The following is a 24,059-nucleotide window of genomic DNA, read 5'->3' on the forward strand; positions in this document are numbered from 1 at the left end:
CGGGCCGTGCGCGATGACGAGGCACGGACGAGGGTCTCACGGGGTGCCGCCCGAGTTCCCCGTCTGACGCGCAGGCTGCGGTCTGTGACTCGTTCGTCGGGGCGCCGTCACGGGCGCAGTTGGAGCGGGTCCCGAACGCCACGTCAGCGGAGGGCGGGTTCTCCTTTGGGGAACGCCGGCCCGAACGTGTCGGTCAGGTAGATGACCGGCGGGGTCGGCGCCCGCGATGACGTCGGTGAGATACGACGACGTCTGGAGCATCTCCGCCATCATGAGCTGACCTTCGCCGACCGTGAAAAAGTCTGCCAGCAACTCCGGTTTCCGTTCCTACCGGGATCCCAGCCGGGCCAGCTGGGCGGCGAGCTCGTCGGCCTGGCGTTCGGCGCGTTCGGCGCGGGCACGGGCGTCGGCGCGGGCCTCGACGAGGACGCCGGCCCGCTCGTCGGCGGCGGCCCGGTCGGCCTCGCGGGCGGCCGCCACCTCGGCGCGCACCCGGGCGAGCTCGGAGTCGGCCGCGGCCCGCAGGCGCGCCAGCTCGTCGGCGGCTTCGCGGCGCAGCCGGTCCGCCTCGGTGGCGGCGGCGGTGCGGACCCGGTCCAGGTCCGCCGCGGCGGCGGCCCGCTCGGCGGTCGCCGACTCACGCAGCGAGGCAAGCTCGGCGCGCAGCTCCGCGACGGCCGCTGTCGCCGCGTCGGCGTCCCGGCGGGCGGCGGTGAGCTCGCCGCGGGCGGCGGCGACCTGACCACGCAGCGCGGCCATCTCCCGCTCGGCGGTCGCCCGGATGGTCGCGAGCCGGGCGGCGGCCTCGGCGCGGGCTCCCTCGGCGCGCTCCTCGGCCTCCCGGCGGGCGGCCGAGATCTCGTCCCGGGCGGACGCGCGGGCGGCCTCGACGTCGGCGCGGGCCCGCTCGGTCTGCAGGGCGGCGCGCTCGCCGGCCTCATCGGCGTCGCGGCGGGCGGCGAGCGCCGCCGCCTCGGCCGTCTCGAGCCGGCGTTCGAGCTCGTCGAGGGCGGTGGCGGCCTCGGTGGCGACCGCCTCGGCGTCGGCGCGGGCGGCCGCCTCGTCGCGGGCCGCCGCCTCGGCGCGTCCGGCGCGGGCGGCGGCGTCCGCGACCCGGCGGGCGGCGTCCGCCTCGGCGGCCTCCACCTGCGCCTCGGCGGTGGCGACGTCGCCGAGGCGGCCAAGGGTCGTGGCGAACGCGTCCAGGGTGCGGCCCAGGTCGGCGGCCAGGTCGCCGACGTGGGCGGCCAGCTCGTCGGCGCGCAGTCGTGCGAGCGCCACCGGCCGTCGTGCCGCCTGCTCACCAGTGGGCCTGGCCGCGCCCTGGCCGCCGGCGCGCCCGGACCCGGGCCGCCTGCGCCCGTCACCGCCGACGGCCTCGCCGCTGACGCCGTCGGCCGCCGCGGCGAGGTCGCGGCGGCGGCGGTAGGCCGACAGCCGGGTATGCGCCGGGTCGTCGCAGTACGCCGGTGGCCGCCCCGGCCCGTCGGCCGGTGCGCACGGCCTCGGGCACCCCGGGTAGCCGCACACCGCGCTTTCGACCCGCGTCTGTGGGACCACCACGACCGGCGCCCCGCCCCCGCCGACCGGCGCGTCCGTCAGGCTCCGCGTGCCGTCGCCGAACGCCGAAGGGTCCGCCGGTCCCGCGGCCCGCCCGCCGGCGGACCCGGTCGACGGGCCCGCCGGTTCGTCGCCGCTCGAACCGGCCCCGTCGTCCGCCGCGTCCCGACCCGTCCTCGTTGTCCTCGCCACGCCCAGCCCTTCCGTCCCCACCCAGATCCGCCCGTTCCGTTTCGTCAAGAACGTAGCAGAGACGCAACGGAACGACGGAACGAAACGCTTCGGGTCGCGCGACGAAAAGTCTGACGCTCGATAAGCTGCCGTTCTCGTGAGTTAGATGCCGCTAGAGGTCGCGACCGGCGAGGGTGCGCTGAAGGTAGGCCATAGCGCGAGCCAGTAGGTCAGGAGCCAGTGCTTCGACTGCTGGCACGACGCGCACGTTGCACGTCGAACAGAGCAGGCCACGTACCCGGCCATCGCGGTGGTCATGATCGACGTGTACGCGGTTCCCGGGCAGTGAGGACAGGACTACGTCGCAAACGGGGCACTTGCCGTCCTGCGACGCCATGAGGGCCGCATAGGCGCTGACGGTCAGCCCATACGTTCGTAGCCAGTGGTCACGGCGTATCCGCTCCAAACCGCCCTCGATGCGATACCTCTCCCGATTTCGGGAGTTGGCGCAGTCCATGCAGTCGGTTCGCCAACGGCCGGCGGACACCTGACGGTAGGCCGGACGCGGCATGCGCTGACCGCACTTCGCACTGTGCACTGCCCGGGCGTTTCACGGTTCGCGGCCGGGCGTAAGCAGATTCCGCCAACTCCCGGTCACAGCGCGCGCATCGCCGACGTCCGTTGGTCACCAGGAGATCCGTTCGGCGGCTCGCGGCCTCATCAGGGTCAATGTGTGGATCTATCACGACCCGATCATGGCTTGCCGGTGTGACGAAATTGCCCGGCCCGTTCCGCGTGAGCTGGCTCCAGCCTCGGACGGACTCCGCGGTCGAGTTCTCCCGGATGGGCGCACTCTGGCCAGCGCCGACGGCACGGTGCGGCTGTGGCAGCTCCCGTGGGCCATGCGCAGCGCGTGTCAACCTGAGTGGAACTGGTCTGCGGCGCTTGCTCAGGTGGATCGGACGGTTTCGTTCCGATGTTCCTCAGGCCTGGGGAAGCGGATCCCCCCATGCCCCAGCGCCCGCGCCTCAGCCGCCATCACCAGCCGGCGCTGCCGCTCATCCAGATGCGGGAACTTCGCCCCGAGCACCCGCCGAACTCCTCCATGCAGGCCATACCTCGCCAAGACAGGCGAACCCGGAAGCTACGGGTTATTTTTCCGCAAACCCTGAACGACATTGCTATCTGAGCCATCCCGGCGCGCTGGATGGTCAGGCGATAGCCCTACGGCTTGCGGGCGACGCCGATGACATGCGCGCTCGTTCCGAGCATCGACGGTTCGGTTTCGGTCAGGCGGACGGCCCTGAGCAGATCGGCGGGGTCGGTCATCCGCTGCGCCAGGTCTCCCAACAGCCAGGCGAAACCCTCGACCGCGACGAGGCGGATGTCTCGATAGCCGGCGAGGTCGAGCTCCGCGCGCAGTTCCTCAGGGTGGTGAAAGTAGGCCCAGAAGCTGCCATCGGCGGGCCGGTCCGGGTCCTGGCTGAGGCCGACACGCAGGTTGCGGTCAAAGTTGTCCCAGATCTCGCGGCTTCCCAGCAGGCCCTTCAACGTCGCGTCGAGGACCCAGGCGTGCCGGGCGATGACCTCGACCAGAACATCACCGCCCGGCTGAAGGACCCGGGCCGCCTCGCGCAGCGCCGCGACCCGGTCATCCCGCTGGACAAGGTGATAGAGCGGGCCCATCAGCAGAACGGCATCGGCCGTCTGATCGGGCACCGGAAGACGACGGGCCTCACCCAGCTCGGCTCGAAACGGCGCGTGCGGTTGCGCCCGGGATCGGGCCTGCGCCATCTCGACATGGCGGGCAACCGGGTCAACAAGGAGAACGTCATGGCCGCGCCCGGCGAGGTGCGCGGCGTGGGTCCCCGGACCGCCACCGACGTCCACGACGCGGCCGTGCCCGGGCAGGAACCGCGTGAAGATGTCCCAGGTCCGCAGCCGGACCAGGTCGCCCAGGCCCGGCCGCCACAGACGGTCGTCCTCGTCAACCCGCTCATACTGGGCCGTCATCCGGCTATCGATCTCCACCCTGCCCAGTATGAAAAGCCCGCCCCCGCCTGGCGATCAGTTTTGCCTGCCCGCCGCGACCGCAGCTTTCCGCTTCGCGACCATTGCCACCGCGACCTGCCGCAGATCCAATGACAGATCAAGACCTTCAGCCCTACCGGCCTATCTGAGGCATCGCAGCTCACGCCATGGCAGACCCGACCGGCGAGGTTGGAAAGATCACGAATCCCAGACCAGCCCGAGGAGACAGATCAATTGATCATGAACCGAGATGGTGACGCGCGGGAGCTGTTCGCCGCGACAGCCTGGTACTACGCGCGATTTCGACCCGACTATCCTTCGGCATTCATCGATGACGTGGTGCGGCGCTTCCGTCTCGACGGCACCGGCCGGCTCCTCGACCTCGGCTGCGGCACTGGACAGCTGACCCTCCCGCTCGCCCGTCACGTCGCCGAGGCAGTCGGCGTTGACCCGGAGGCAGAGATGCTGCGTGAGGCAGCGGCGCAGGCCAGGGCGGCCGAGGTCGCCAACGTGACATGGACGCTGGGCCGTTCCGACGACCTGCCGGGAATGTTCGGGCGGTTCCGGCTGGTGACGATGGGCCGGTCGTTCCACTGGATGAACCGGGACCAGGTCCTCGCCGCTCTTGCCGGCATGGTCACAGACGACGGCGGCATTGTGATCGTCGGTGACTCCTGCCTGGTCCAGGCGAGCACTCCCTGGCAGCGCACGGTCGACATGGTGCGGCAGCGCTTCCTCGGGCCTGACCGCCAGCCCGCGAACACCACGCCCACGCAGGCCGCCGAAGGCGCCGAGCCGGTCCTAGCCCGCTCCGCGTTCCGGCATGTCGAACGCCTTACCTATGAGTTCTCCCGGCACTGGACCATCGAACGGATCATCGGCTACCTCTACTCGACGTCGTTTCCCCTGCGCCATCTCCTCGGCGACCAGCAGCCTGCCTTCGAATGCGCCCTTACCGACGCCCTGCAGGAACTCCCCGACGCCGACCTCGTCGAAGCTGTCACGGTCCGGGCGCTGATTGCAATCAGGGCATAGCCAAACGACGCCACGGATCTCAGCCAGAGCGAGCACCTTCGACGAGGTGACGCGAAAGATCATGCTCTCCGGACCAGATCCAATAAGACAGGCCAATGGATCATGGGCAGCTTCAGCGGCCTGCGCAGCGGGTCCGAGCGCACCAAAGGAATCACGGCACATCGGGTTCGTCGCGGAAGCCCACAGAACCACGCCGCGTTCCTGGTGCGCTGGGCCGACGGCCCTGTTCTCGACCGTCATGGTGAGTAGCAGCGCTACCGGCATGCGCTGGCCGCCGCCGGGTTCGGCGTGGTCCGGGATTGAGGCGACGAGGGAAGGCCGTGGGTGCGGCCCGCCGGGGTTCGACCGCGCGTGCCGCGGCGCTGAGCGAGGATCGACAGCGTGACCGATCAGACTTCGGCGCAGGACGGGTTCGATGTGACCTTCTTCCTGCGGCTGCTGCTGGGCGTCGGGGGGATCCTCGGGACGGCCATATACCTGTTCGACGCGATGCTCACGGCCAGCAATTTTCCTCCATCCGACGAATTGCCGACCCGAGCCGCCATCCTTTCCGGCGATCGGGCCCTGATCCGCGCCGCCGTCATAGTGGCCGGCGCACCCCTGGCCGCGCTCGTGCTGGCCTGGTTGGTCCACAACCGGGGCGCCGTCAAGCGATGGACGGTCGCGTTCGTCATCGGGCTGATAGCCGCCGGCCTGATCCTCGATAGCCGGCACGACTACCTGCACCAGTGCCTGTTGACAGCGACAGAAGACCGGCTGGGGAAGCACTGCGTCGAGTACACCGACGCCTGGAGGTATGCATCGTCGGGGTACGTAGACGGGGCGTCCGCCCTGGTCGCGAACGCTCGTAGCTCGATGGAACGGGTCGCATGACCGAGGTTGGGCTACGGCCAGCGACATCCGGTGACAGCGAGTTCTGCTTCGCGCTGCACCGCGACGCGATGGGCAGGTACGTCGAGCAGATCTGGGGCTGGGACGACGCCCTCCAACGCGCCCACCACGAGCGGACCTTCGACCCGGCGCGGACCCAGATCATCACGGTGGACGGCCACGACGCCGGCTCGATCAGCGTCGAACGCCGGCCGACCGAGACCTACCTGGGCCGGATCGAGATCCACCCCGGCTACCAGGGGCAGGGCATCGGCAGCCGCCTCATCCAGAGCCTCCTCGACGAGGCCGCTCGCCGCGGCCACCCCGTCACCCTCGACGTCCAGGCCGTCAACCAGCAAGCGCACGCCCTCTACCGGCGGCTCGGCTTCCACGACGTCGCTCGGCACGGCCAGAACAACATCAAGACCAGAATGAGCTCCGCCCGACCCCGCGAAGAATCGTCGTCCGTCGCGGCGAGGCGGCCGGATCGCAATCGCTCACGCGGTTAAGTATCGGACGTCCTGAAGGGCCACGATGACCCACCGGGGATCTTGTCGGCAAACGGTCGTCTGTCGACACCGGTGTGCCGTCTCACCGAACCTGCTTCGCGATCAAGGGCCTTGAGTTGGGCAGCGCGGATTCGCTGAGACAGTCCGTGGTGCGCCGTCTTGCTGAACCAGCTCTGCGACGCGGGTTCTGCGCGGACGTTTCACCAGATCTGCTCCCTGGAACGGGTCTGGAGGGCGGACCCGGCGACGGCGGTGAAGGCGCCGTCGTGCAGGAGGGGCACGGCGGTGTCGGCGTCGAGTTGGGCGGCGGCCTCGATGTCGTCGTCCCAGCCGAGTTCCAGCAGTTCCCGCCCGGAGACGGAGCCGCGCAGTTCGTCGTGCAGGACGGGTGCTGCCGCGTCGAACGCCGCCCGGGCGGCGCGGGCTTCCGGGGACAACTGGGTCCGGGTGAGGTCGCCGGCCTCGGGCGATGACCGCGCCGGCGCCGAGGAGGTCCTCGACGGCTGGGCGCAGCGGGCCGGCGTGCGCGGTTCCCGACGGGTCCGGCCAGCGTTCCCCGGCCGCGATCACCGCGACGGAGCGGCCAGCGGCGACGTTGTGGGCGAGCAGGTCGCCGACGGCCGCGGCGTTGCGCAGGCAACCGGCGACCGGTGCGGCCCCGTATGCGCTGGCGGCGGCGGACAGCGTGGCGCCGTTCGGGGAGGGCAGGACCAGGCGTCGAGCATGACGAAGAAGCCGAGGATTCCCGTGACCACCGAGAGGCCGTCGCGTCCGAGTGGCCCCGTCGTGGCCCAGCGCCGGATGGTCAGGACGCCGGCCCCGAGTGGTGTCAGAGCGACGGCAAGTCCGGCCGGTCGGGGCGGTCGTGCATCTGGTGGCCGCCGCTCATCGAGGAGGGCCGGGACCTGTCCTCGATGAGCGGCATCCTGGCCGACAGCTCCTATCGTCTGCCGCCGGCCTGACTGCCGGGCCTCACTTCAGGTGCCGGGCGAAGAACCGGCTCCCGTTGTCCCCCTCGAACTGCGGGACGCCGGTGTGCCCGCCCATATTGGCGTGCAGCGTCTTCTCCTTGGAGCCGAGGGCGTCGAACAGGTCCAGGGCCATCTGCCGGTCGTTTCCCTCGTCGTCCCACTGCAGGAGGACGTGCAGCGGAATGGTGACCTGCCGGGCCTCCTCGAACATGGTGCGGGGCACGAAACTCCCGGCGAACAGAAGGGCGGCCGAGATGCGCGGCTCGACCACCGCCAGCCGGACGCCGATGGCGATCACCCCTCCCGAGTACCCGACCGGGCCGCCGATCTCGGGCAGCGAAAGGACGGCGTCCAGGGCGGCCCGCCATTCCGGGACCGCCTTTTCGACCAGCGGCAGGACGAGCCGGTCGACGATCTCGTCGTCGACCGGCTCGCCGGCCGCCAGCGCCCGGCGCAGGTCGGCGCGGGCCTTCTCGGCCGCGGCGGAACGGGGCCGGTCACCGCTCCCGGGGAGCTCGATGGTGACCGCGGCGAAGCCCTCCGCCGCGGAGTGCCGGGCCCGCTCCACCAGTCGGGGGTACATCCTGTGCAATCCGCCGGGGTGGCCGACCAGGATCAGCGGGGCAGGTGCGGACGCGGATGCGGATCCGGGCGTCCACAGGATGCCGGGGATGTCGCCGAGGGCGAATTCGCGCTCGAGAACACCGTCGTCGAGGCGCTTTTCAGAAGTGAATCGCATGGTCGTGCCTTCCGGGAGTGCTCGTGAACGGCGCTCCCGGACGACCTATCGTCCGACCGTGACCCCGGAGGGGAGCACCCATGTCGATACTGCGTTCACGGGTACCACCTCCTCGTCCTCTCGCACGGCCTCCGGAAAACTAGCAGTGGTCGCCGTGATCCGCCAACAGGTTTTTGCGGAGGCCCCGCGGCCGGACACCACGGAGCCACTCGCCGCGCTCCGCCAGCCCGATTTCGCAGGTCGAGTCATGGACTGTGCTCGGCAACGACCAGGCCCCGCCCCAGTGGAGCCGGGGGATCGCTGAGCGGACTGTGACCGTCCTGCCGCGGTCCAACGTCAATCGGGCCCAGGCCAAGATGGGGATCTCCCGAACCGTCCCGGCCAGCGCAGAACTGATGCGGCTCTATGCCGACTACCTCACCGAGCGGGAGGTGTTCCTCGCCGATCCGGGGCCACCGCTGAGAGGTCGCTGCCGGCTGACCGGGTGCGCGGTGGCGACCCGCCGGTTAGGGACGTCCGGCCGAGGCCTGTGCACCCGACGCCGGGAGCGGTGGCAGCAAGGTGGCCGTCCGGATCCGCATGCCTGGGCTGCGACATTCGGCCTATTCACTACGGAGATCGTGGCTCAACGGGATCTGATCAAGGACGGCTGGCAGGTCAACTACTTCACGTTCCGGCTGACCCAACCGCCTGGCGACAGCATGACCTCCGTCACATGACTCGAGCCGGAGATCCACCCGCCCATGACCGCCGGGTGAGCGGAAGGTGCGTGGTTCATCCTGGTCATCCGTTGGCACAGGATTGGCGGCATGGCACTGCGACTTGTTCAGGTGAATTTCAAGGCTCGGGATCACTCGGCGCTCGGCGGGTTCTGGGCGGAGGCGCTCGGCTGGGGCGTTTCCAGCGAGGGACCCGGTGTGACCAACGTTGAACCCGTGGGCTTCGCGTGGCCGGACCCCGCCGCGGTCTGCGTCGATGTCGTCGCCGTCCCGGACCCCGAAACGGTGAAGTACCGCGTGCACATCGATCTCGCCACCACCTCCGCGGCCCATCAGACGGAGCTGGTCGCGCGCCTGAAGGAGCTCGGGGCGACGCCCGCCGACGTGGGCCAGGGCGTCGTCCCGTGGACGGTCCTGGCCGACCCGGAGGGCAATCTGTTCTGCGTGCTGGAGCCTCGGGAGATCTACCGGGACACCGGGCCGATCGCCGCGGTGGTCGTCGACTGCGCGGATCCGCGCGCCATGGCCCGGTTCTGGGGTGAGGCGATGGACTGGACCCTGCACGAGGTGACCGACGATCACGCGCGCCTGCGCTCCGCCAGGGGCGTCGGCCCGTATCTGGAGTTTCTCCGCACGCCCGATGCCCAGACCGCGAAGGGCCGCGTCCATCTCGACCTGCTGCCGTACCCCGGCGACGATCAGGAGGCGGAGGTGGCCCGACTGAAGGCCCTCGGCGCGACGCTCGCCAATGTAGGCCAGGGCGACGTCCCATGGACGGTCCTGGCCGACCCGGCGGGCAACGAGTTCTGCGTCCTCGCCCCGCGGCCTGACATGTAGCCGCCTCGCTGACCAGTCGGCGGTTCCGCGGTCGGTGGCGGGATGCGTCAGGCGGCGGTGCGGTCGCTGACGGGTCGACGGCGCAGGCCTGCCTGCTGGAGCGCTGGCGGTAGGTATGCCTGGTCGAGGGTGCCGACGTCGGTGCCCGGCGGGACGATCTCGTCGATCCGGTCGAGGATGTCGTCGGTGAGTGCCACGTCGATGCCGGCGAGAAGGTCGTCGAGGTGGCTCATCGTGCGCACCCCGGCGAGCGCGCTGGTCACGCCGGGATGGGCGATCGCGAACGCCATGGCGAGATGGGTCAGCGGCAGGCCCGCCTGCTCGGCCAGGGAGATGAACCGCTCGACGGCGTCGAGACGACGTTCGTCGTTGAGGTGCCTGAAGTAGCCGGCGCGGCGCAGCTCGTTCTGCTGGCCCTTGCGGACGCGCCCCGTGAGCAGTCCCTGCCCGAGCGGGCCCCGCACCAGCGTTCCCATCCCATAGCGCTGAGCGACTGGCAGCGCCTCGCGTTCGATGCCGCGGTTGAGTAGCGAGTACGGCGGCTGCTCTGTGCGGAACCGTTCCAGACCGCGCCGCTCGGCGACCCACTGGGCTTCGATGATGTCGGACGCCGGCATCGCGGACGTCCCGATCGTACGGACCTTCCCGCTGTGGATCAGGTCGGTGAGCGCGGAGAGCGTCTCCTCGATGTCCGTGGCCGGGTCCGGCCGATGTATCTGGTAGAGGTCGATGTGGTCGGTCCGCAGCCGGCGCAGCGAGTTCTCGACCGCGGTCACGATCCAGCGCCGCGAGGCGCCCTGCTGGTTGGGGTCGTCACCTGTCGGGCGGCTCACCTTGGTCGCGAGGACGACGTTGTCCCGTCGTCCCTGGAGTGCCTTGCCGACGACCTCTTCGGAGTCGCCGTAGGCGTCGGCGGTGTCGATGAGGTTGATTCCCGCGTCCAGCGCCTTGTGGATGATGCGGGCCGAGTCGTCGGGGTCGGGGTTGCCGACGGACGTGGCGAACATCAAGGCGCCGAGCGCGTAGGGGCTGACCTTGATCCCGGTCCGGCCGAGCGTGCGGTACTGCATGCGAAATCTGCCCTTCTCCGCAAAGAGATATCCAAATAGCCAGCAACGCCGACAAGTCAGCGGCGGGCGGATGTGGCTGTCGCGCAGGTGCCGCAGGTGGCACGCGACACCTCTCCGGTGCTCGTCCCGTCGCGCCGACGGGGCGCCGCCGGTCCGCCGAGCCGGATTCCAGCGTGCGGCGGTGCGGGCGCCGTCGGGAGAGACGTCCTTATCCGGGGACGGGCCGTCCCTGGCTGCGTCTGGCATCCCGGGCATGGTGGAGGGGTGGACAGAACCGAACTGGCCGACTTCCTGCGCCACTGCCGTACCCGGCTTGCCCCTGCCGACGTCGGGCTGTCGCAGGGCGCGCGACGCCGCACCCCGGGACTGCGCCGCGAGGAGGTGGCGCAGCTGGCGGGCATGTCCACCGACCACTACACGCGCCTCGAGCAGGCCAGGGGCTCACGCCCGTCCCGCCAGATGCTCGCAGCCGTCGCCCGCGCGCTGCGGCTGACCGGCGACGAGCGGGACCACCTCTTCTATCTGGCCGGCGAGGAGCCTCCGCGCAGCCGGCCGACCTCGGAGCATGTCCGCCCCGGCCTGCTTCTCGTCCTCGACCGGCTGACCGACACGCCCGCCCGGGTGGTGAGCGACCGCGGCGACATCCTCGCGCAGAACGCGATGGCCACGGCACTCCACGGTGACGCGTCCGCCCGCCCCGACGCGGAACGCAACGTCGTCTGGTGCTACTTCACGGACCCCTCCGCGCGGGAGCTCTTCCCGGCCGAGGACCGCGACCATGCCGCCCGCGCGGCAGTGGCGGACCTGCGTGCCGCCTCCGCCCGCCGCCCGGACGACGCGCGGCTGGCAGGGCTCGTACGTCGGCTCCGCGCCCACAGCGAGGAGTTCTCGGCGCTGTGGGACACCCACCACGTCGCCGTCCGCCGAGCCGACACCAAACGCTTCCTGCACCCGGTCGTCGGCCTGCTGGAGCTGGACTGCGAGGTACTGCTGAACCCGGAGCACGACCAGCGGCTGGTCGTCTACACCGCCCGTCCCGGCAGCAGCTCCTACGAGCGGCTGGAACTGCTGCGCGTGGTCGGTCTCCAGGATCTGACCCGTGGCTGAACCGCTCCGTCGGGTCCGCCGGCGTCCGCGGCAGCGATACCGCCTGCGCCCCGCGGCCCGCTCACCCACCCGGCTCACAAACAAACAAAGCCGAAATGCCGTCGGCTAACTCCAGTCAATCCCGAAGTCAAGGAAAAATCCACCAGCCTGGCCGGTTACCCCCGGTGAACACCTACAGGCGATATGGTTAGGCTCATGGGCATGTCGGGACTTTTTGGCTGGTTCCGTCGTCGTCGCGAGCGGGGCGATGCAGCGGCGGCGGCCCATCTCTACTTCGTGCGCGGACGAGTCGCCGCCACCCCAGGCGCGGCGCTCGTGCACGTGCTACAGGTCTATCAGTACGCAGCGCGGGGAACGAAGGCGATTGTCCGGGACGACGCGAGCGGCTATGCCTTCGACGCCTGGTTCTGGTGGGCACGAGTCGGTCCTGGGCAAGCCGTCGCTGTCCATGCCGGCGCTGGGTGGGGTCCGCACACCCAGCGCGACAACGTCCTCTACGTCGGGCAGGAAAACGGGGCCTCCGGCGTCCTGGAAATTCTCCCCGCCGGCATTGTCGCTCGGGCCGCACGGCACGCCGGGCGCCATCTGTGAACGCCAGCGTCAGTAGCTGATGTAGCTGGGTATGTTCCTTGGCCAGTGCCCCGGCCGGCGGCCGACGGAGACCTCCTGCGCGAACTGGTTGGACGGAATCATCGAGCACCAGTGCTGTGCTGGAACTCCTGTAGGCGTCGATCCCCGAGGGTACTTCTCCCATCTGCCTTCCTTCCCATGTCACAGGCAGCTGGGGCCGGGACTCGGGTCCGTGTCACCGCGGTGAACGCCTTGTGTGTATTGAGGTACCAGACGATGGCCCGTTATCCGAAAACGGCTGCGACCCTCTTGGTGGCCTCTCCCTCGATCTCGATGTACCGCCTGCAGCCATTTGGTGCTGCCCGGATCGGGTGAGGCGGCTGTTGCGTCGTGACCGACGCAGTCACACGGTCGGGGTTGGCGGCGGAATATCGCTGGTGTCGGAGTGGTGGCGGCGGGCGGCGAAGATCAGATGCGTACCGCCGTTGAGGCAGCCTGACTGACGGCACGCCCATGTCTCGTTGTCCAGGAACCGCGCCCAGTGCGCCGGGTCGGCCTCCAACCGGGCCAGGGCCCCGATGTCGCCGAGCGAGGACCAGTTTGATGCCGACATCCCGATCAGCAGGCCTCCGGCCTGCGCGACCAGGCCGGGGATCTGCTCGGAGCGGTACATGGTGCAGACATGGCCGGCGGGCTGAACGGGCCGCAGGTCTCCAGTACTCAGGACCACGTCGTTGGCGTCGTCGCCGTAGTCCATGATGATGTCCACCACGCCGGGCATGAGGTGCCGGTAAGCGCCCAGGGTGGACATCACCGACGCGACTACCGTGCCGCCCGGGCGGGTGACCCGAAGCAGTTCCCGCAGCGCGGCCGGCGCGTCCTCGAAGACGTAGGACAGCGGGCCGCCGTAGGCCACCGCAAGGTCGAACGAGCCATCGGCACACCAGGACAGATCCCGCACATCCGCGACCCGGAAGTCCTCCACCACGCCGCCCAGCTCGGCCTCAGTGATCCGCCGCTGGTTGTCCACCAGCTGCACAGAGGAGATGTCGGTGACGGTGAGCTGGGCGCCGCGCCGTGCCAGGTACTGGGTGAAGATCCCGGGACCGGCGCCAATCTCCAGCACCCGTGGAGCGGACGTCAGATGCTCATCGAGGAAACGGCGGTGGATCTCGAAGGAAACCCGTCCGGCGACATCCTTGCGCAGCCGCTCCCATTCCTCGCCGAAGGCGTCAAAGACCTCCCGCACCCGCGCGACCGACTCATCCGTCCCTGGCGACATCACCCATCCCCTGTCACACACCCAGCCAGCACGGCGGCAGGCCCACCTCACGCAGTACAGGCAATTCCGTACCCGGTCGCAACTGGATTTTCCGGCACATCCGCCCCAACCTGCCGCCGCGGCTTCTCTTCAACGAGGAACGTCGCTAGGCCAGCCGCGTGCTGGGTCAGCTCCTGCTCCTGGCTCACGACACCTCCTCCGTCAACGGTCGTAGCGCGTCGAGGTGGCTGGTCATGTCCAGCTGGAAGCGGCCGTAGAGGTTGACGTGGGTCCAGAACAGGGCGGACAGGCCGCGCTGGTCGGCGTCGGTGAGCCTCGCCGTCCAGGCCGGGTCGGTCAGGACGCGTTGGTCAAGGACGGTGTTGACGTAGGCGACGGCGGCCTGCGGCAGGTGCAACGCGAGCACGGAGATCTCCACGGATTCGCGGTCTGCTCCGGTGAGCTGGCCGTCCTTGCCATGGCTGAACTCCCCTCCGCGATCCGCGAGCACCTCGACCGGATCCAACGACCTGTCATCGACGACCCGGCGCTCGCGATCGGCAGCGCGAAGGAACTCATCGAGAGCACCGCGAAGGTCGTCCTGACCGAGCGCGGTCTCCTCGTCGACGAGAAGGCCGACGTCCCCGCGCTCATCCGCCAGGCCCAGCAGGCCCTCGGCCTCCAGGACTTGACGCGTGTGGCTGAACCGCTCCACCGGGTCCGCCGACGCCCGTGACAGCCATACCGCCTGGGCCCGGCGTCCGGTCGTCGATGTCGCCCTCCACTCTCTGCGCGGCCGACATCGGCGACATCGACGACCAGGCCAGGGTGCATCTCGAGTTCGCGCACCGGGACGATGCGGGCGGGCTGCTCGGTACAGGATCCTCCGGTCAGGCGCCGGAGGAACGCGGGATTGGCGCAGCACGGCCGCCCGTGCCAGCCGTCCCAAACACACATCAAGAGGCTGCACGCGCCCCGTGAGCGGCGCGGTACCGTCCCACCAGGTGATCGCGGCTATCTCGTCGTTAGGGGTGAAAGGGGTGCCCGAGGCGGCGCGTCCGGCGTACACCGCCGCGTACTCGGTACGCTGCTCGGGGCCCAGAATGAACCGGGCGAAGCCGGCGAAAAGGAGCCGCTCGACCTGGTAGCCGGATTCCTCGTGTAGCTCCCGTACCGCCGCCTGCCGCGCTGTTTCATCTGGGTCGATCCTCCCTCCTGGCAACTCCCAGCGCTGCCGATGACGGTCGAACACCAGCAGGAGGCGGCCGTCATCGGTCCAGAGCGCGACCAACGAGGCGGGCAGCGGAGCGTCACGGAGGTCGGCATTCTCGCCGACCTCGTGGAACGCCACCAGGAGGTTCCCGTTCTCGTCCGCGGCGAGGGGGACCAGATTCGCATCGCTCACGCGGACGAGTATCGGACGCCTCGCTGCTGCGTCGCTTGGAAGCGGCCACGGAGCGGATCCGCCGCCTGGAGGCCATGAGGCACGCTCGGCTCCATGGACAGCGTCTCCCCGCCGGGCGAGTCACCCCGCGACCTCAGCACCTGGACCTTCGACGAGGTTCGGGCATGGGCCCAACGCCCCGACCATCACGGCCAGGACCTGGAGCACATCAGGACGGCCGCGGTTTTCCACGCGCAGGACGACCGATACGCTTCCGAGGACCGCAAGAGGTGGGCCAAGCTGGCCTTGCAAGTCAATGCCCGGCACGCCCGGAGACAGCCCATGGGAAAGCGGTCGACCAGGCGGCGAGTGCGCGTGAGGGCGCCCACGTGGGGCGCCGCCGGCAGGAATCTCGTGTTCAAGGTCGGCTGGCGCCAGAAAGATCATGACTCGTTGCGCCGGCTCCGGCCCCGTCAGCACAAGGCGCTGGCTGCGTGCACATCGCGGAGGGTTTGCCGCGCGACTTCACTGAAGTCGTCGCCGTTGGTCGTGTCGCTCCAGCGCTCATAGGCGATTTTCAGGGCGAGTGCGCCCAGTTCCGCGGCCACGCACGAGGTCAGGTCGGGAACGTCGCGCCGCCTGAGCGCGTCGGTCATCGATGCGGTGAGACCGAGGCCCTTCAGCGCCTCGCGTTCCTGCAGTTCCGGGTTGGTGGCGATCACTGCCCGCCTGCGGGCGCTGAATTCGCGGCGAGCGGGTGTGAAGGCCTCCCGCCCGACCGCGTCCAGAGCATGAGCCACCGCTTCAAACGGCGTGGCGGTCGCCGGCGCCGCGGCGATCCCCCCGACGAGCAGCCCGGTCATCGTGTCCCCACCGAAGAGGACTTCCCGCTTGTCCTGGAAGTGCCGGAAGAAGGTGCTCTTCGTCAGCCCCGCGCGCTCCGCGATCTCGACCACCGTCGTGTGCTCATAGCCCCGGTCCTCGAACAGTTCGAGTGCGGCGGCGACGAGTCGCTCCGATGCGTTGGGTTGCCAGCGGGCCACGAGAACAGGGTACGGCACTCGGTCCCGTCACCTGTGTACAGTGATGGGACCAAGTTCCATCACGCGTCCGTCTGTCCATCGGGAGGCCCGCCCATGAGCCGAGCCATCGTCTATCAGACGTTTGGAGGTCCGGAGGTACTGGAGCTGCGAGACGTCTCGCAGCCGCACGCCGGCCCGGGCGAGGTGCGCGTCCGCGTGACAGCCGCCAGCCTGAACCCGATGGACTGGGTCATCTCCTCGACCCCCGCGGCGGCGGCCGCATTCGGCGTCACCGTGCCGGCCGGGTTCGGGTACGACTTCGCCGGCGTCATCGACGAGGTCGGAGCCGGCGCCGACGGTTTCGCCGCGGGTGATCGCGTCTATGGCGGCGCGATGGCGAAGGCCGCCGCCGACTTCCTGGTAGTGAAGATTCCAGCTCCGGCACCCGACGTGCTTTTTCACACGCCGGACGGCATCGGCGACGAGGTGGCGGCCACGATTCCGGTGGCCGGCCTGACCGCCGCCGCCGCTCTGGAGGCGATCGGCCTGCGGGTCGGTGACACCGTCCTGGTCGGCGGTGCCGCCGGCGGCGTGGGCGTGTTCGCCGTGCAGCTCGCGAAACTCGCTGGCGCCCGAGTGATCGGGACCGCCTCGGAGCGCACGTTCGAGTTCCTGCGGCAGTTGGGCGCCGAGCCTGTGGCGTACGGCCCGGGGCTCGCGGACCGGGTGCGGACGCTGGCTCCCGATGGCGTGACCGCGGCTACGGACCTGTTCGGTACCGAGACGGCCGAGACCGCGCTCGCGCTGGGCATACCGCCTGAGCGGATCTCCACGATCGCCGCGGGCCCGAACCCTCCCGGCGGCGTGCGCGCGACCGGGGGCAGCGAAGCCGGACCGGCCAACCTGGAGCGGATCACCGACGCGATCCTCGCCGGCAGGATCGCCGTGCCCATCGCCGCGACCTTCCCGATCGAGCAGATCCGCGACGCCGTCGCGCTGCAGGCCGGGCGCCACGCCCACGGCAAGATCGTGATCAGGCTGTAGCCACGCGCACGCGTCGCCGTCGACCTCCGGCTGTTCAGGCAGCGGCCTTGGAGGCAGCGCGCAGCTTCTGCACCGCCATGACCGCGCCGAAGATGCCGTAGCCGACGTAGCCGACCGCCTTGCCGCCCCACTCGGCGTAGAGGTAGTCGATGGCGTTGGTCAGGGCGGCACGCAGGCGGGGGCGGCTCCGCGTCAGGCCTCGGGGCGAGGACGCAGAACTCGTTACCCGCCGGGTCGGCCAGGACCGTCCATGGGACGTCGCCCTGGCCCACGTCGGCGGGCGTCGCCCCGAGCTCCTTCAAGCGCGCGACCAGCTCCGAACGATGGACCGGATGGTCAAGCGCGCCGTCTACGCCCGACTCGGGTTGGCGTCGTACTGGATCGTCGACCCGTCGCCGCGAACGGGCCCGGCTGTCACCGTGCTGCGCCTCGACCCGGCTGGCAGTGGCTATCAGGACGATCAGATCGTCGGCCCGGACGGCACGCTGGCTGTCACCGAGCCGTTTCCCGTCACGATTCGCCTCGCCGACCTGCACGGCATCTGACGAGGAGCGGTCCAAGCCGACCGGCGCCGACGATCGAGACGGCTGTCTACCCGTGGTCTCGACTTGGTTGGGCGGTGTCGTCCGAGGTTGTTTCGGGTTTGGTGTGGAGGACCTCACGGGCCTGTTCGGCGGCGCGGGTGATGCTTTCGCTGATGAAGTCGAGGAAGCGGGCGATGTTCTCCAGGCGGATGGCGGCGGGGGTGTTGGGGCCGAGGATGGCGACGCCTTGGCGTGCGGTCTCGACGAGCTGGTCGTTGGATCGGGCGCTGGCGATCGTCGCCTGGTAGAAGAGTTCGTCGTCGACGATGTAGCGGTCACGGCGGCGTTCGTCGCGTTCTCGGCGGACGAGGCTCTGGCTCTCCAGGAAGGCGATCGCCTTGGAGATGGACGCCGGGCTGACCCGGAGGCGCTGGGCGAGTTGGGACGCGGTGAGGCTGCCCGCGTCGGCGGTGAACAGGCAGGTCAGCACCCGGGCCGTCATCTTGGGTAGGCCCGAAGCCATGAGGACGGTGGTGAGCGTCTCCTCGTACTCGGCCACGGCCTCGGCGTCGCGTCCGTGTGGCTGGGGGGCTGACTCCGGCCCTCGGGAGGAGGCGGGCCCGCGCCGGTGAGCGCGGCGTTCGGTGGCGCGGTGGGCCAGGTCGGCGCGGTAGGCGGTGGCGCCGCCGTTGCGCATCACCTCACGCGTGATCGTCGAGGTCGGACGGTCGAGGCGTCGGGCGATCTCGGCGTAGGCGAGGCTGTCGGCCAGTCCCAGCGCGATCTGCTGGCGTTCCCGCTGAGTGAGCCTGCCTCCCGGCATCGCGATCTCCTTGGTGATCCTTCGTGATGGTCCCTGCTCCCCCACCATAGCGTTCACTCGTCGTCCATTGCAATGCTCGGAAGAGCCATCGTTGCGTTAATGGGGAGGTTGTTGCAACATCTCTATGGACTTGACCTGCAGAGATGCAGATTCCATGCAACGAGCGTGTTGCCTGATCATGGAAAGCAACGTAGCGTTTCCGGTGTCAGAAACAACGAGCGAGCACAGGAGAGCACGATGCAGAAGTTCGACACCCCCGCCCCGATCTCGGCCATCCTGGACATCCCCGCCGGACGCATCCAGTTCATCGCCGCCGACCGCGCCGACACCACGGTCGAGGTACTGCCCGCCAGCCCCTCCAAGAGCCGCGACGTCCAGACCGCCGAGCAGACCACCGTCGCCTACGCCGACGGCGTCCTGCGGATCCACACCCCCGAGCCCAGGAACCAGCTCCTCGGCGCCTCCGGATCCCTGGAGGTCACCGTCCAGCTGCCCGCCGGCTCCCGCATCGAGGCCAAGGCCGCCAGCTCCGAGCTCCGCGGCGTCGGACGCCTTGGCGATGTCGTCTTCGAAGGCGCGTACCGCCAGATCAAGATCGACGAGGCCGCGAGCGTCCGCCTCACCGCGATCGACGGCGACGTCGAGGTCGGCCGGCTGGGCGGCCCCGCGGACATCAGCACCGCAAGGGGCGACATCCGGATCACCGAGGCTGTGCGCGGCACGGTCGTGCTGCGCACCCAGTCCGGCGACATCTCGGTCGTCGCCGCCGCCGGTGTCTCGGCCGCCCTGGACGCCGGCACCGGCTACGGCCGCATCAGCAACGCCCTCAAGAACGACGGCACCGCCGAACTCGACATCCGCGCCACCACCTCCCACGGCGACATCACCGCCCGCAGCCACTAAGGAGGAGAACCACGCCTATCTGGCCGGGCCCACCGTGATCGAGATCCTGTCGGTCGTCGCCGACGACGCGGCCGTCCGTCCCGCCGGAGGCGCGGCGGCCGCCGAACCGGGGGCTTAGCGCACGACGTCGAGAACCTGCTTCTGGACGCCGTTGGGGTAGGCCTCGAACTCGACGAGTTTCAGCATGGTCTTGTCCTTGTCGGTCTCGCTGAACAGCCGCTTCCCGGCGCCGAGCAGCACGGGGAAGACGAGCAGGTGGTAGCGGTCGACCAGCCCGGCGTCGGCGAGGCTCTTGCCCAGGGCCGCGCTGCCGTGCACCGCGATCGGGCCGCCGTCGGTCTCCTTCAGTGCGGCCACGTCGTCGAGGGACCGCAGGATCGTCGCCGGCCAGCGCGGGTCGGCCTCGGCGAGGGTGGTGGACACGACGTAGCGCGGCATGGCGTTGTAGCCCGCGAACTCGGCCATCGTCGGCCAGACGGGGGCGAACACCTCGTAGCTGGTCCGTCCCAGCAGCAGCGCCGTCGTCTCCTCCTGCTCGCGGCCCTTGATCTCGTAGGCGGCGGGGTCGAAGTCGATGTCCTTGAAGGTCCAGCCGGTGTTCCGGTAGCCGGACTCCCCGCCCGGTGCCTCCATGACACCGTCGACCGACACGAAGGCGGTCACGATCAGCGTGCGCATCTGGTTCTCCTCTGATGGTTAGCGGTTAGAGCGGTCAGCGGTCGTCACGGGGCCGAGCTGTTCGTCGCGTTCGGGGATTTCAAGCTGGGATGCAGGGCGATCATCAGGCGGTGGGGACGTCCGCCGGCTGCTGCCTGATCGTGGTATTTACCGACCAGCGCGGTGACGGCGTCAGACAGTTCCGCCGCGAACGCGGCCCGGTCGGCGGCGGTGGCGAAGCGGATCTCGCTGTCGACCGCGAAGGTCGCGAGCCGCTTGCGGGCCGCCGTGGCGCCGGCGAGCAGCTCGCCCACCTCCCGGATGAGCCGGGCCGCCAGGGCGAGCATCCACCGGGCCGACGTCTGGTCCCGGGCGCGGTCCGGGTCGGGAGCGACGTCGGCCAGCGCGTTGGGTGAGATGACGTATGAGCCGGCGGTCGCCCGCAGGACCCGCTCGGTGAAGTTGCCCCTGCGCCGCTCCTCGACCAGCTCGACCAGCCCGTGCTGCTCCAGCGTGCGCAGGTGGTAGTTCACCTTCTGCCTGGTCAGCCCGGTCCTCGCGGCCAGCGTCGTGGCAGACCCCGGTTCGGCCAGCGCGGCCAGCAGCCGCGCCCGTATCGGGTCCAGCGACGCCTCCGCCGCGAGCGCGTCCTCGATCACCGCCACATCCAGCATGCCTTCATCGTGCCGTTGACAATAAATCTTGTCAAGGAAGTAACACTTGTCGAAGGTGAGCGATGGAGATCGCGATGGAGGGTGGCATGCCGCTGGGCGGTCCGTGAGACGGAGGCTGGCACCCTCACCATCCCTGAGGACGGGGTCGCCGTAGCATCGGAGAAAAATCGGGCGGATATGGCTGACCTGCGGTGATGCCGAGCTACACCTGGTGGGGCAGGCTGGAGAGCGCCTCGGTGGCCTGGCGCACGGGAGAAGCGGGCCCCAAGCAGTGGGTCGCGGTCTTGCCCGCCCGCCGGGTAGCGGAAGAATTGCCTTGTGCTCTATCGGATCATCCAGCGTAGGCCTACGGGTGGTACCTACGGGCCCTGGCAGCCAGTCACCGACACGCTGCTCGTCTCTCTCGACCCAGCCGAGAACGAGATCGAGTTCTCGGCTGACGACCGCCGGCTGGACACCGACCAGGCGACGCCGTGCGACTGCAACCTCTTCCCAAGCGATCACCGGCACCGGGTGGGGGCGAGTCCGACAGGCATACGCGGCCCCAGGCCCGCCGACGACTGAGCGCCCCCAACCTCACCGGACGGCCCCGGCTATCCGGGGTCCCGGTAGGAACGGAACGAAAAACCGGTGTTGCTGTCAAAATTTTTGACGGCCCGAGGTCGAGTCCGCCAAGGTGGCGAGGCCCGGGTTTGGCAGGTCGGCGTACCGGGCGCCGAGGACCTCCACGTGGCCGGAGGTGGCCGGGCTCAGGCCGACCATGATCCGCATGGTTGTCGACTTGCCGGCCCCGTTGGGGCCGAGGAAGCCAGTCACGCGGCCCGGTCGGGCGGTGAACGAGACGTCGTTGACCGCGGTCATGCCGCGATAGCTCTTGGTCAGGTGGTCAACAGTGATCATGACCGGAAGCCTCGCCGCGGCCGGCCTTCCGGCACATCGGCGTCGAGGCCGGACCCGCCTCTGCCATTGGGGGGAGCGGCGTCTCGTTCTTTCGGTGGGTCTCCGACGCCTGGGCTGTCTCTAGGCTGGGTGTGTGTTCACTACCGGCCTGCGCTCGCTCTGGGACGAGCCCCGCGCCGCGGACACGCCCGAACGGGTGTGGCTCGACCGGGTGCTGGTCGGCGTGGTGATGGTGGCGGCGTTGCTCGAAGGAACCCTCCGAGAGGACGTCACCTGGGGGCCGGTCGTGACGATCGTGACGGTCGGACTTGCGCCGGTGCTGCTATGGCGGCGTGCTCACCCGTTGGTCTGCGTCGTGGTGGGCTTCGGCACCGGGATGGCGTTAGGACTGGCGAGCTGGCTGGGCGGGACCCCAGGCGTGGGCCTAAACACGATGATCTACATCCTGGTGCTCGTCTATTCGCTGGTCCGCTGGGGCACAGGGCGTCAGATCGTGATTGGGCTGCTGGTGGTTGCGGTCGCCGCGGTGTTCAGCTTTGCGACCGACTACACCGGGCCAGCCGAGCTCTTCGGCGGGTTGGCGGTCCTGGCGGCGGCGGCAGCGGGCGGAGCGGCGTTCCGCTACCGCGCCGAGAGTCGGCGCCGGGCGCTCGACCAGGTCCGCAGCCAGGAGCGCGTCGGCCTCGCGCGCGAGCTGCACGACTCGGTCGCCCACCACGTCTCGGCGATCACTCTGCAAGCGCAGGCTGGCATGACGATGGCCGCGAAGCGACCTGAAGCGGCGCTCGAGGCGCTTGCGATCATCGAGGGGGAAGCGTCGCGGACGCTGGCGGAGATGCGAGCGATGGTCCGGGTGCTGCGTGACGGAGCGCCGGCGGAGTACGGTCCCCAGCCCGGCGTCGCCGACCTGGTGTTCCTCGCCCGCCGCGAACCGGACCCCGTCGTCGACGTGGAGTTGGCGGGTGATCTGGCCGGACTTCGGCCCCAGGTCGACGCCGCCGTGTACCGGATGGCGCAGGAGGCGCTGACCAACGCGCTGCGGCACGCCCGAAACGCCTCGCGTGTGGAGATCAGGGTCGTCGAGGGCGCAGGAAGGCTGCGGCTCCGCGTGACCGACGACGGCCAGATCGACCCGGCGCGGCCAGCGACCCACGGTTTCGGGCTGCTGGGGATGACCGAGCGCGTGCAGCTGCTCGGCGGCACGCTACGCGCTGGGCCGACGCCCGAGGGCGGGTGGGCGGTCGACGCCGAGCTGCCGATGGAGTTGCCCCTATGACGACGCGCGTGCTGGTGGCAGACGACCAGGATCTGGTGCGCACCGGCCTGTCGATGATCCTTGACGCCCAGCCCGACATCGAGGTCGTCGGCCAAGCCGCCGACGGCAAGGCCGCCGTCGAGCTGGCGCATCGGCTCCGCCCCGACGTGTGCCTGGTCGACATTCGGATGCCCGGGCTGGACGGCATCGAGGTGACCGAGCTCCTCGCAGGGCGGGGCGTAGCGGACCCCATCGCGGTGGTGGTGATCACGACGTTCGACCTGGACGAGTACGTCCACGGCGCGCTTCGGGCCGGAGCCCGAGGATTTCTCCTCAAGGATGCCGGGCCAGAGTTGCTGGTGCAGGCTGTCCATGCCGCCGCCGTCGGCGATGCCCTGATCGCGCCGAACATCACCCGCAGGCTGCTAGCGACCCTTGCCGCGGGGGCCTCATCGAAACGCCGTACCCAACCTATCGAGCCGCTCACCCAACGCGAGGAGGAGGTGCTGAAACTGGTCGCTGTCGGCCGCACGAACGCGGAGATCGCCGCCGAGCTGTTCATCAGCTTGACGACCGCCAAGACCCACGTCGCGAGCCTGCTGACCAAGATCGGCGCCCGGAACAGGGTCGAGATCGCGATGTGGGCCTACGACACCGGCCGGGTGGGGCACTGAACCGAACCTGACGTACATGCACGACGACTGGTCCCGGCCGGGGGCGACCGAGGCCCACAACGAGCGCAGCGCCTTCGTCACCTTCTGTCCAGTGTAGGGACAGCGCGGCAGCGGCGGATCAGCCGAAAGCACGAGAGAGAGACCATCTCATCGGCCAGGCGAACTCCGGCCTCCGGGCCGGTGTGCCCGCCGCCGGGCTCAGCGATCGTGGACGTACCGATCCTCACCAACGACGGAGCCCATGATGAGAACGCGTCAACCCACCACCACACTGGAGGACCAGCCGATCCCGGTGAGAGCCAAGCTCGCCGCGGCGTGGACCAGCTTCATGTTCCTGTGCGCCTACGTGGACATTCTCAACTTCTTCACGCCCGGCGTCATCGAAGACATCCTCGACGGCAAGGTCTTCGAGTTCGACCTCTCCCAGACCTTTTCGACCACGGCGCTGACCCTAATGGCCATCCCGATCCTCATGGTCGTGCTGTCGATGACGCTGCCCGCCCGGGCGACCCGCATCACGAACCTCATCGTGGCCTCGCTCTACGTTCCCGTCACGGCATTCAACGCGGTGGGCGAGTCCTGGCTGTACTTCTACGGCCTTGGCATCGTACTGGAACTGATCCTACTCGCCCTCATCGTGCGGTACGCCTGGACCTGGCCCCGCACCGCACCGTCGGCGACCAGCCCGGACCGTGAAACCGTTCGCGCCCAGCAGCAAGCGTGAACCCAAGAACGGTCCCCGTCCTGTT

At 69.8% G+C, this 24,059-nt stretch carries 28 protein-coding genes and 2 pseudogenes; 15 read left to right on the top strand and 15 right to left on the bottom strand.

Translation table 11 applies throughout. The features are described 5' to 3' along the window. Positions 1-327: 327 nt before the first annotated feature. The 4 genes and pseudogenes from QOZ89_RS18785 to QOZ89_RS47410 all read right to left on the bottom strand — a co-directional run. On the bottom strand, positions 328-1,752 hold the full coding sequence (locus QOZ89_RS18785) for a coiled-coil domain-containing protein (RefSeq protein WP_312624364.1): 1,425 nt from the start codon (positions 1,750-1,752) through the stop codon (positions 328-330). Positions 1,753-1,903: 151 nt separating this feature from the next. After that, entirely contained in the window at positions 1,904-2,302 is a 399-nt protein-coding gene (locus tag QOZ89_RS47400; RefSeq protein ID WP_083419642.1) for an endonuclease domain-containing protein, read from the bottom strand. 653 nt (positions 2,303-2,955) lie between these two features. Beyond that, positions 2,956-3,282 (bottom strand): hypothetical protein, encoded by a 327-nt coding sequence (locus QOZ89_RS47405; RefSeq protein WP_397428806.1) that lies wholly within the window; start codon positions 3,280-3,282, stop codon positions 2,956-2,958. Between the two features lie 15 nt (positions 3,283-3,297). Next, positions 3,298-3,744 (bottom strand): annotated as a pseudogene (locus tag QOZ89_RS47410) (class I SAM-dependent methyltransferase); the annotation flags it as partial. A 258-nt stretch (positions 3,745-4,002) separates the two neighbouring features. Between QOZ89_RS47410 and QOZ89_RS18795 the strand changes: the two are divergent. The 3 genes from QOZ89_RS18795 to QOZ89_RS18805 all read left to right on the top strand — a co-directional run bounded on the left by QOZ89_RS18795 (position 4,003) and on the right by QOZ89_RS18805 (position 6,176). Further along, positions 4,003-4,797, top strand: coding sequence for a class I SAM-dependent methyltransferase (locus QOZ89_RS18795; RefSeq protein WP_071050493.1), 795 nt, complete (start codon positions 4,003-4,005; stop codon positions 4,795-4,797). A gap of 381 nt (positions 4,798-5,178) precedes the next feature. Further along, entirely contained in the window at positions 5,179-5,670 is a 492-nt protein-coding gene (locus tag QOZ89_RS18800) for a hypothetical protein (protein WP_312624365.1), read from the top strand. Beyond that, positions 5,667-6,176 carry a GNAT family N-acetyltransferase gene (locus QOZ89_RS18805; protein WP_312624366.1) on the top strand — a complete coding sequence of 170 codons (510 nt, stop codon included), beginning with the start codon at positions 5,667-5,669 and terminating at the stop codon, positions 6,174-6,176. The genes QOZ89_RS18800 and QOZ89_RS18805 overlap by 4 nt, the downstream gene beginning before the upstream one ends. 200 nt (positions 6,177-6,376) lie before the next feature. Here the strand turns inward: QOZ89_RS18805 and QOZ89_RS18810 are convergent, their stop codons facing one another. Together QOZ89_RS18810 and QOZ89_RS18815 are read right to left on the bottom strand one after the other, a co-directional pair. Further along, entirely contained in the window at positions 6,377-6,613 is a 237-nt protein-coding gene (locus QOZ89_RS18810; protein WP_312624367.1) for a hypothetical protein, read from the bottom strand. A gap of 535 nt (positions 6,614-7,148) precedes the next feature. Then, on the bottom strand, positions 7,149-7,886 hold the full coding sequence (locus tag QOZ89_RS18815) for an alpha/beta hydrolase (protein WP_312624368.1): 738 nt from the start codon (positions 7,884-7,886) through the stop codon (positions 7,149-7,151). A gap of 311 nt (positions 7,887-8,197) precedes the next feature. Here QOZ89_RS18815 and QOZ89_RS18820 point away from each other — a divergent pair, with 311 nt between their 5' ends. Next, positions 8,198-8,605, top strand: coding sequence for a site-specific integrase (locus QOZ89_RS18820; RefSeq protein WP_198543357.1), 408 nt, complete (start codon positions 8,198-8,200; stop codon positions 8,603-8,605). A gap of 90 nt (positions 8,606-8,695) precedes the next feature. Beyond that, a complete protein-coding gene (locus QOZ89_RS18825) occupies positions 8,696-9,442 on the top strand; it encodes a VOC family protein (RefSeq protein ID WP_071050488.1) in 747 nt (248 codons plus the stop codon). A 47-nt stretch (positions 9,443-9,489) separates the two neighbouring features. Here the strand turns inward: QOZ89_RS18825 and QOZ89_RS18830 are convergent, their stop codons facing one another. Further along, entirely contained in the window at positions 9,490-10,512 is a 1,023-nt protein-coding gene (locus tag QOZ89_RS18830; RefSeq protein ID WP_312624369.1) for an aldo/keto reductase, read from the bottom strand. A 264-nt stretch (positions 10,513-10,776) separates the two neighbouring features. On the opposite strand from QOZ89_RS18830, the gene QOZ89_RS18835 reads away from it, so the two are divergent. After that, the gene (locus tag QOZ89_RS18835; RefSeq protein ID WP_071050486.1) at positions 10,777-11,619 is read left to right on the top strand and encodes a helix-turn-helix transcriptional regulator; all 843 of its coding nucleotides are present in this window, start codon (positions 10,777-10,779) and stop codon (positions 11,617-11,619) included. 195 nt (positions 11,620-11,814) lie between these two features. After that, complete coding sequence (locus QOZ89_RS18840) at positions 11,815-12,210, top strand: hypothetical protein (protein WP_131804097.1); 396 nt, start codon at positions 11,815-11,817, stop codon at positions 12,208-12,210. A 382-nt stretch (positions 12,211-12,592) separates the two neighbouring features. On the opposite strand, the gene QOZ89_RS18845 is transcribed toward QOZ89_RS18840, so the two are convergent. Beyond that, entirely contained in the window at positions 12,593-13,471 is an 879-nt protein-coding gene (locus QOZ89_RS18845) for a class I SAM-dependent methyltransferase (RefSeq protein ID WP_312624370.1), read from the bottom strand. A gap of 184 nt (positions 13,472-13,655) precedes the next feature. Continuing rightward, on the bottom strand, positions 13,656-13,877 hold the full coding sequence (locus QOZ89_RS18850; RefSeq protein ID WP_312624395.1) for a Tn3 family transposase: 222 nt from the start codon (positions 13,875-13,877) through the stop codon (positions 13,656-13,658). 51 nt (positions 13,878-13,928) lie between these two features. Here QOZ89_RS18850 and QOZ89_RS18855 point away from each other — a divergent pair, with 51 nt between their 5' ends. Continuing rightward, entirely contained in the window at positions 13,929-14,186 is a 258-nt protein-coding gene (locus QOZ89_RS18855) for an abortive infection family protein (RefSeq protein ID WP_071050482.1), read from the top strand. Between the two features lie 273 nt (positions 14,187-14,459). Here the strand turns inward: QOZ89_RS18855 and QOZ89_RS18860 are convergent. Together QOZ89_RS18860 and QOZ89_RS18865 are read right to left on the bottom strand one after the other, a co-directional pair. Beyond that, a pseudogene (locus QOZ89_RS18860) lies at positions 14,460-14,855 on the bottom strand (NUDIX hydrolase); the annotation flags it as partial. A gap of 452 nt (positions 14,856-15,307) precedes the next feature. Beyond that, a complete protein-coding gene (locus QOZ89_RS18865; RefSeq protein WP_241841934.1) occupies positions 15,308-15,895 on the bottom strand; it encodes a TetR/AcrR family transcriptional regulator in 588 nt (195 codons plus the stop codon). Between the two features lie 75 nt (positions 15,896-15,970). Here QOZ89_RS18865 and QOZ89_RS18870 point away from each other — a divergent pair, with 75 nt between their 5' ends. Then, the gene (locus QOZ89_RS18870; protein ID WP_312624371.1) at positions 15,971-16,900 is read left to right on the top strand and encodes an NADP-dependent oxidoreductase; all 930 of its coding nucleotides are present in this window, start codon (positions 15,971-15,973) and stop codon (positions 16,898-16,900) included. A gap of 332 nt (positions 16,901-17,232) precedes the next feature. Next, entirely contained in the window at positions 17,233-17,445 is a 213-nt protein-coding gene (locus tag QOZ89_RS18875) for a Uma2 family endonuclease (protein ID WP_157910555.1), read from the top strand. A gap of 46 nt (positions 17,446-17,491) precedes the next feature. On the opposite strand, the gene QOZ89_RS47420 is transcribed toward QOZ89_RS18875, so the two are convergent. Continuing rightward, positions 17,492-18,247 (bottom strand): helix-turn-helix domain-containing protein, encoded by a 756-nt coding sequence (locus QOZ89_RS47420; protein WP_071050502.1) that lies wholly within the window; start codon positions 18,245-18,247, stop codon positions 17,492-17,494. Between the two features lie 237 nt (positions 18,248-18,484). On the opposite strand from QOZ89_RS47420, the gene QOZ89_RS18890 reads away from it, so the two are divergent. Then, entirely contained in the window at positions 18,485-19,150 is a 666-nt protein-coding gene (locus QOZ89_RS18890; protein ID WP_071050478.1) for a DUF4097 family beta strand repeat-containing protein, read from the top strand. 114 nt (positions 19,151-19,264) lie between these two features. Here QOZ89_RS18890 and QOZ89_RS18895 read toward each other — a convergent pair whose 3' ends face one another. Both QOZ89_RS18895 and QOZ89_RS18900 read right to left on the bottom strand, forming a co-directional pair. Beyond that, entirely contained in the window at positions 19,265-19,828 is a 564-nt protein-coding gene (locus QOZ89_RS18895) for a dihydrofolate reductase family protein (protein WP_312624372.1), read from the bottom strand. 44 nt (positions 19,829-19,872) lie between these two features. Next, a complete protein-coding gene (locus QOZ89_RS18900; protein ID WP_312624373.1) occupies positions 19,873-20,481 on the bottom strand; it encodes an ArsR/SmtB family transcription factor in 609 nt (202 codons plus the stop codon). 318 nt (positions 20,482-20,799) lie between these two features. On the opposite strand from QOZ89_RS18900, the gene QOZ89_RS18905 reads away from it, so the two are divergent. Continuing rightward, positions 20,800-21,045, top strand: a complete 246-nt coding sequence (locus QOZ89_RS18905; RefSeq protein ID WP_071050475.1) for a hypothetical protein — start codon at positions 20,800-20,802, stop codon at positions 21,043-21,045. 75 nt (positions 21,046-21,120) lie between these two features. Here QOZ89_RS18905 and QOZ89_RS18910 read toward each other — a convergent pair whose 3' ends face one another. Beyond that, on the bottom strand, positions 21,121-21,381 hold the full coding sequence (locus QOZ89_RS18910) for an ATP-binding cassette domain-containing protein (RefSeq protein WP_071050474.1): 261 nt from the start codon (positions 21,379-21,381) through the stop codon (positions 21,121-21,123). Between the two features lie 133 nt (positions 21,382-21,514). On the opposite strand from QOZ89_RS18910, the gene QOZ89_RS18915 reads away from it, so the two are divergent. The 3 genes from QOZ89_RS18915 (at position 21,515) to QOZ89_RS18925 (ending at position 24,034) form a co-directional block, all read left to right on the top strand. Continuing rightward, a complete protein-coding gene (locus QOZ89_RS18915) occupies positions 21,515-22,657 on the top strand; it encodes a sensor histidine kinase (RefSeq protein ID WP_071050473.1) in 1,143 nt (380 codons plus the stop codon). Next, a complete protein-coding gene (locus tag QOZ89_RS18920; RefSeq protein ID WP_071050472.1) occupies positions 22,654-23,310 on the top strand; it encodes a response regulator in 657 nt (218 codons plus the stop codon). The genes QOZ89_RS18915 and QOZ89_RS18920 overlap by 4 nt, the downstream gene beginning before the upstream one ends. Positions 23,311-23,551: 241 nt before the next feature. Then, positions 23,552-24,034: a DUF6326 family protein gene (locus QOZ89_RS18925; protein ID WP_241841933.1), complete on the top strand. Its 483-nt coding sequence runs from the start codon at positions 23,552-23,554 to the stop codon at positions 24,032-24,034. Positions 24,035-24,059: the final 25 nt, after the last annotated feature.

It is taken from the genome of Pseudofrankia coriaricola, from assembly GCF_032027725.1.
In the GTDB taxonomy this organism is placed as follows: Bacteria; Actinomycetota; Actinomycetes; order Frankiales; family Frankiaceae; genus Pseudofrankia.

Coding starts and splice junctions, on each gene's coding strand:
- QOZ89_RS18875 (WP_157910555.1), top strand. CDS start 17,233: ATGGTCAAGCGCGCCGTCTACGCCCGACTCGGGTTGGCGTCGTACTGG.
- QOZ89_RS18900 (WP_312624373.1), bottom strand. CDS start 20,481: ATGCTGGATGTGGCGGTGATCGAGGACGCGCTCGCGGCGGAGGCGTCG.
- QOZ89_RS18925 (WP_241841933.1), top strand. CDS start 23,552: ATGATGAGAACGCGTCAACCCACCACCACACTGGAGGACCAGCCGATC.
- QOZ89_RS18870 (WP_312624371.1), top strand. CDS start 15,971: ATGAGCCGAGCCATCGTCTATCAGACGTTTGGAGGTCCGGAGGTACTG.
- QOZ89_RS47420 (WP_071050502.1), bottom strand. CDS start 18,247: ATGCCGGGAGGCAGGCTCACTCAGCGGGAACGCCAGCAGATCGCGCTG.
- QOZ89_RS18855 (WP_071050482.1), top strand. CDS start 13,929: ATGGCTGAACTCCCCTCCGCGATCCGCGAGCACCTCGACCGGATCCAA.
- QOZ89_RS18805 (WP_312624366.1), top strand. CDS start 5,667: ATGACCGAGGTTGGGCTACGGCCAGCGACATCCGGTGACAGCGAGTTC.
- QOZ89_RS18795 (WP_071050493.1), top strand. CDS start 4,003: ATGAACCGAGATGGTGACGCGCGGGAGCTGTTCGCCGCGACAGCCTGG.
- QOZ89_RS18815 (WP_312624368.1), bottom strand. CDS start 7,886: ATGCGATTCACTTCTGAAAAGCGCCTCGACGACGGTGTTCTCGAGCGC.
- QOZ89_RS18840 (WP_131804097.1), top strand. CDS start 11,815: ATGGGCATGTCGGGACTTTTTGGCTGGTTCCGTCGTCGTCGCGAGCGG.
- QOZ89_RS18890 (WP_071050478.1), top strand. CDS start 18,485: ATGCAGAAGTTCGACACCCCCGCCCCGATCTCGGCCATCCTGGACATC.
- QOZ89_RS18830 (WP_312624369.1), bottom strand. CDS start 10,512: ATGCAGTACCGCACGCTCGGCCGGACCGGGATCAAGGTCAGCCCCTAC.
- QOZ89_RS18910 (WP_071050474.1), bottom strand. CDS start 21,381: ATGATCACTGTTGACCACCTGACCAAGAGCTATCGCGGCATGACCGCG.
- QOZ89_RS18895 (WP_312624372.1), bottom strand. CDS start 19,828: ATGCGCACGCTGATCGTGACCGCCTTCGTGTCGGTCGACGGTGTCATG.
- QOZ89_RS18845 (WP_312624370.1), bottom strand. CDS start 13,471: ATGTCGCCAGGGACGGATGAGTCGGTCGCGCGGGTGCGGGAGGTCTTT.
- QOZ89_RS18825 (WP_071050488.1), top strand. CDS start 8,696: ATGGCACTGCGACTTGTTCAGGTGAATTTCAAGGCTCGGGATCACTCG.
- QOZ89_RS18920 (WP_071050472.1), top strand. CDS start 22,654: ATGACGACGCGCGTGCTGGTGGCAGACGACCAGGATCTGGTGCGCACC.
- QOZ89_RS47400 (WP_083419642.1), bottom strand. CDS start 2,302: ATGCCGCGTCCGGCCTACCGTCAGGTGTCCGCCGGCCGTTGGCGAACC.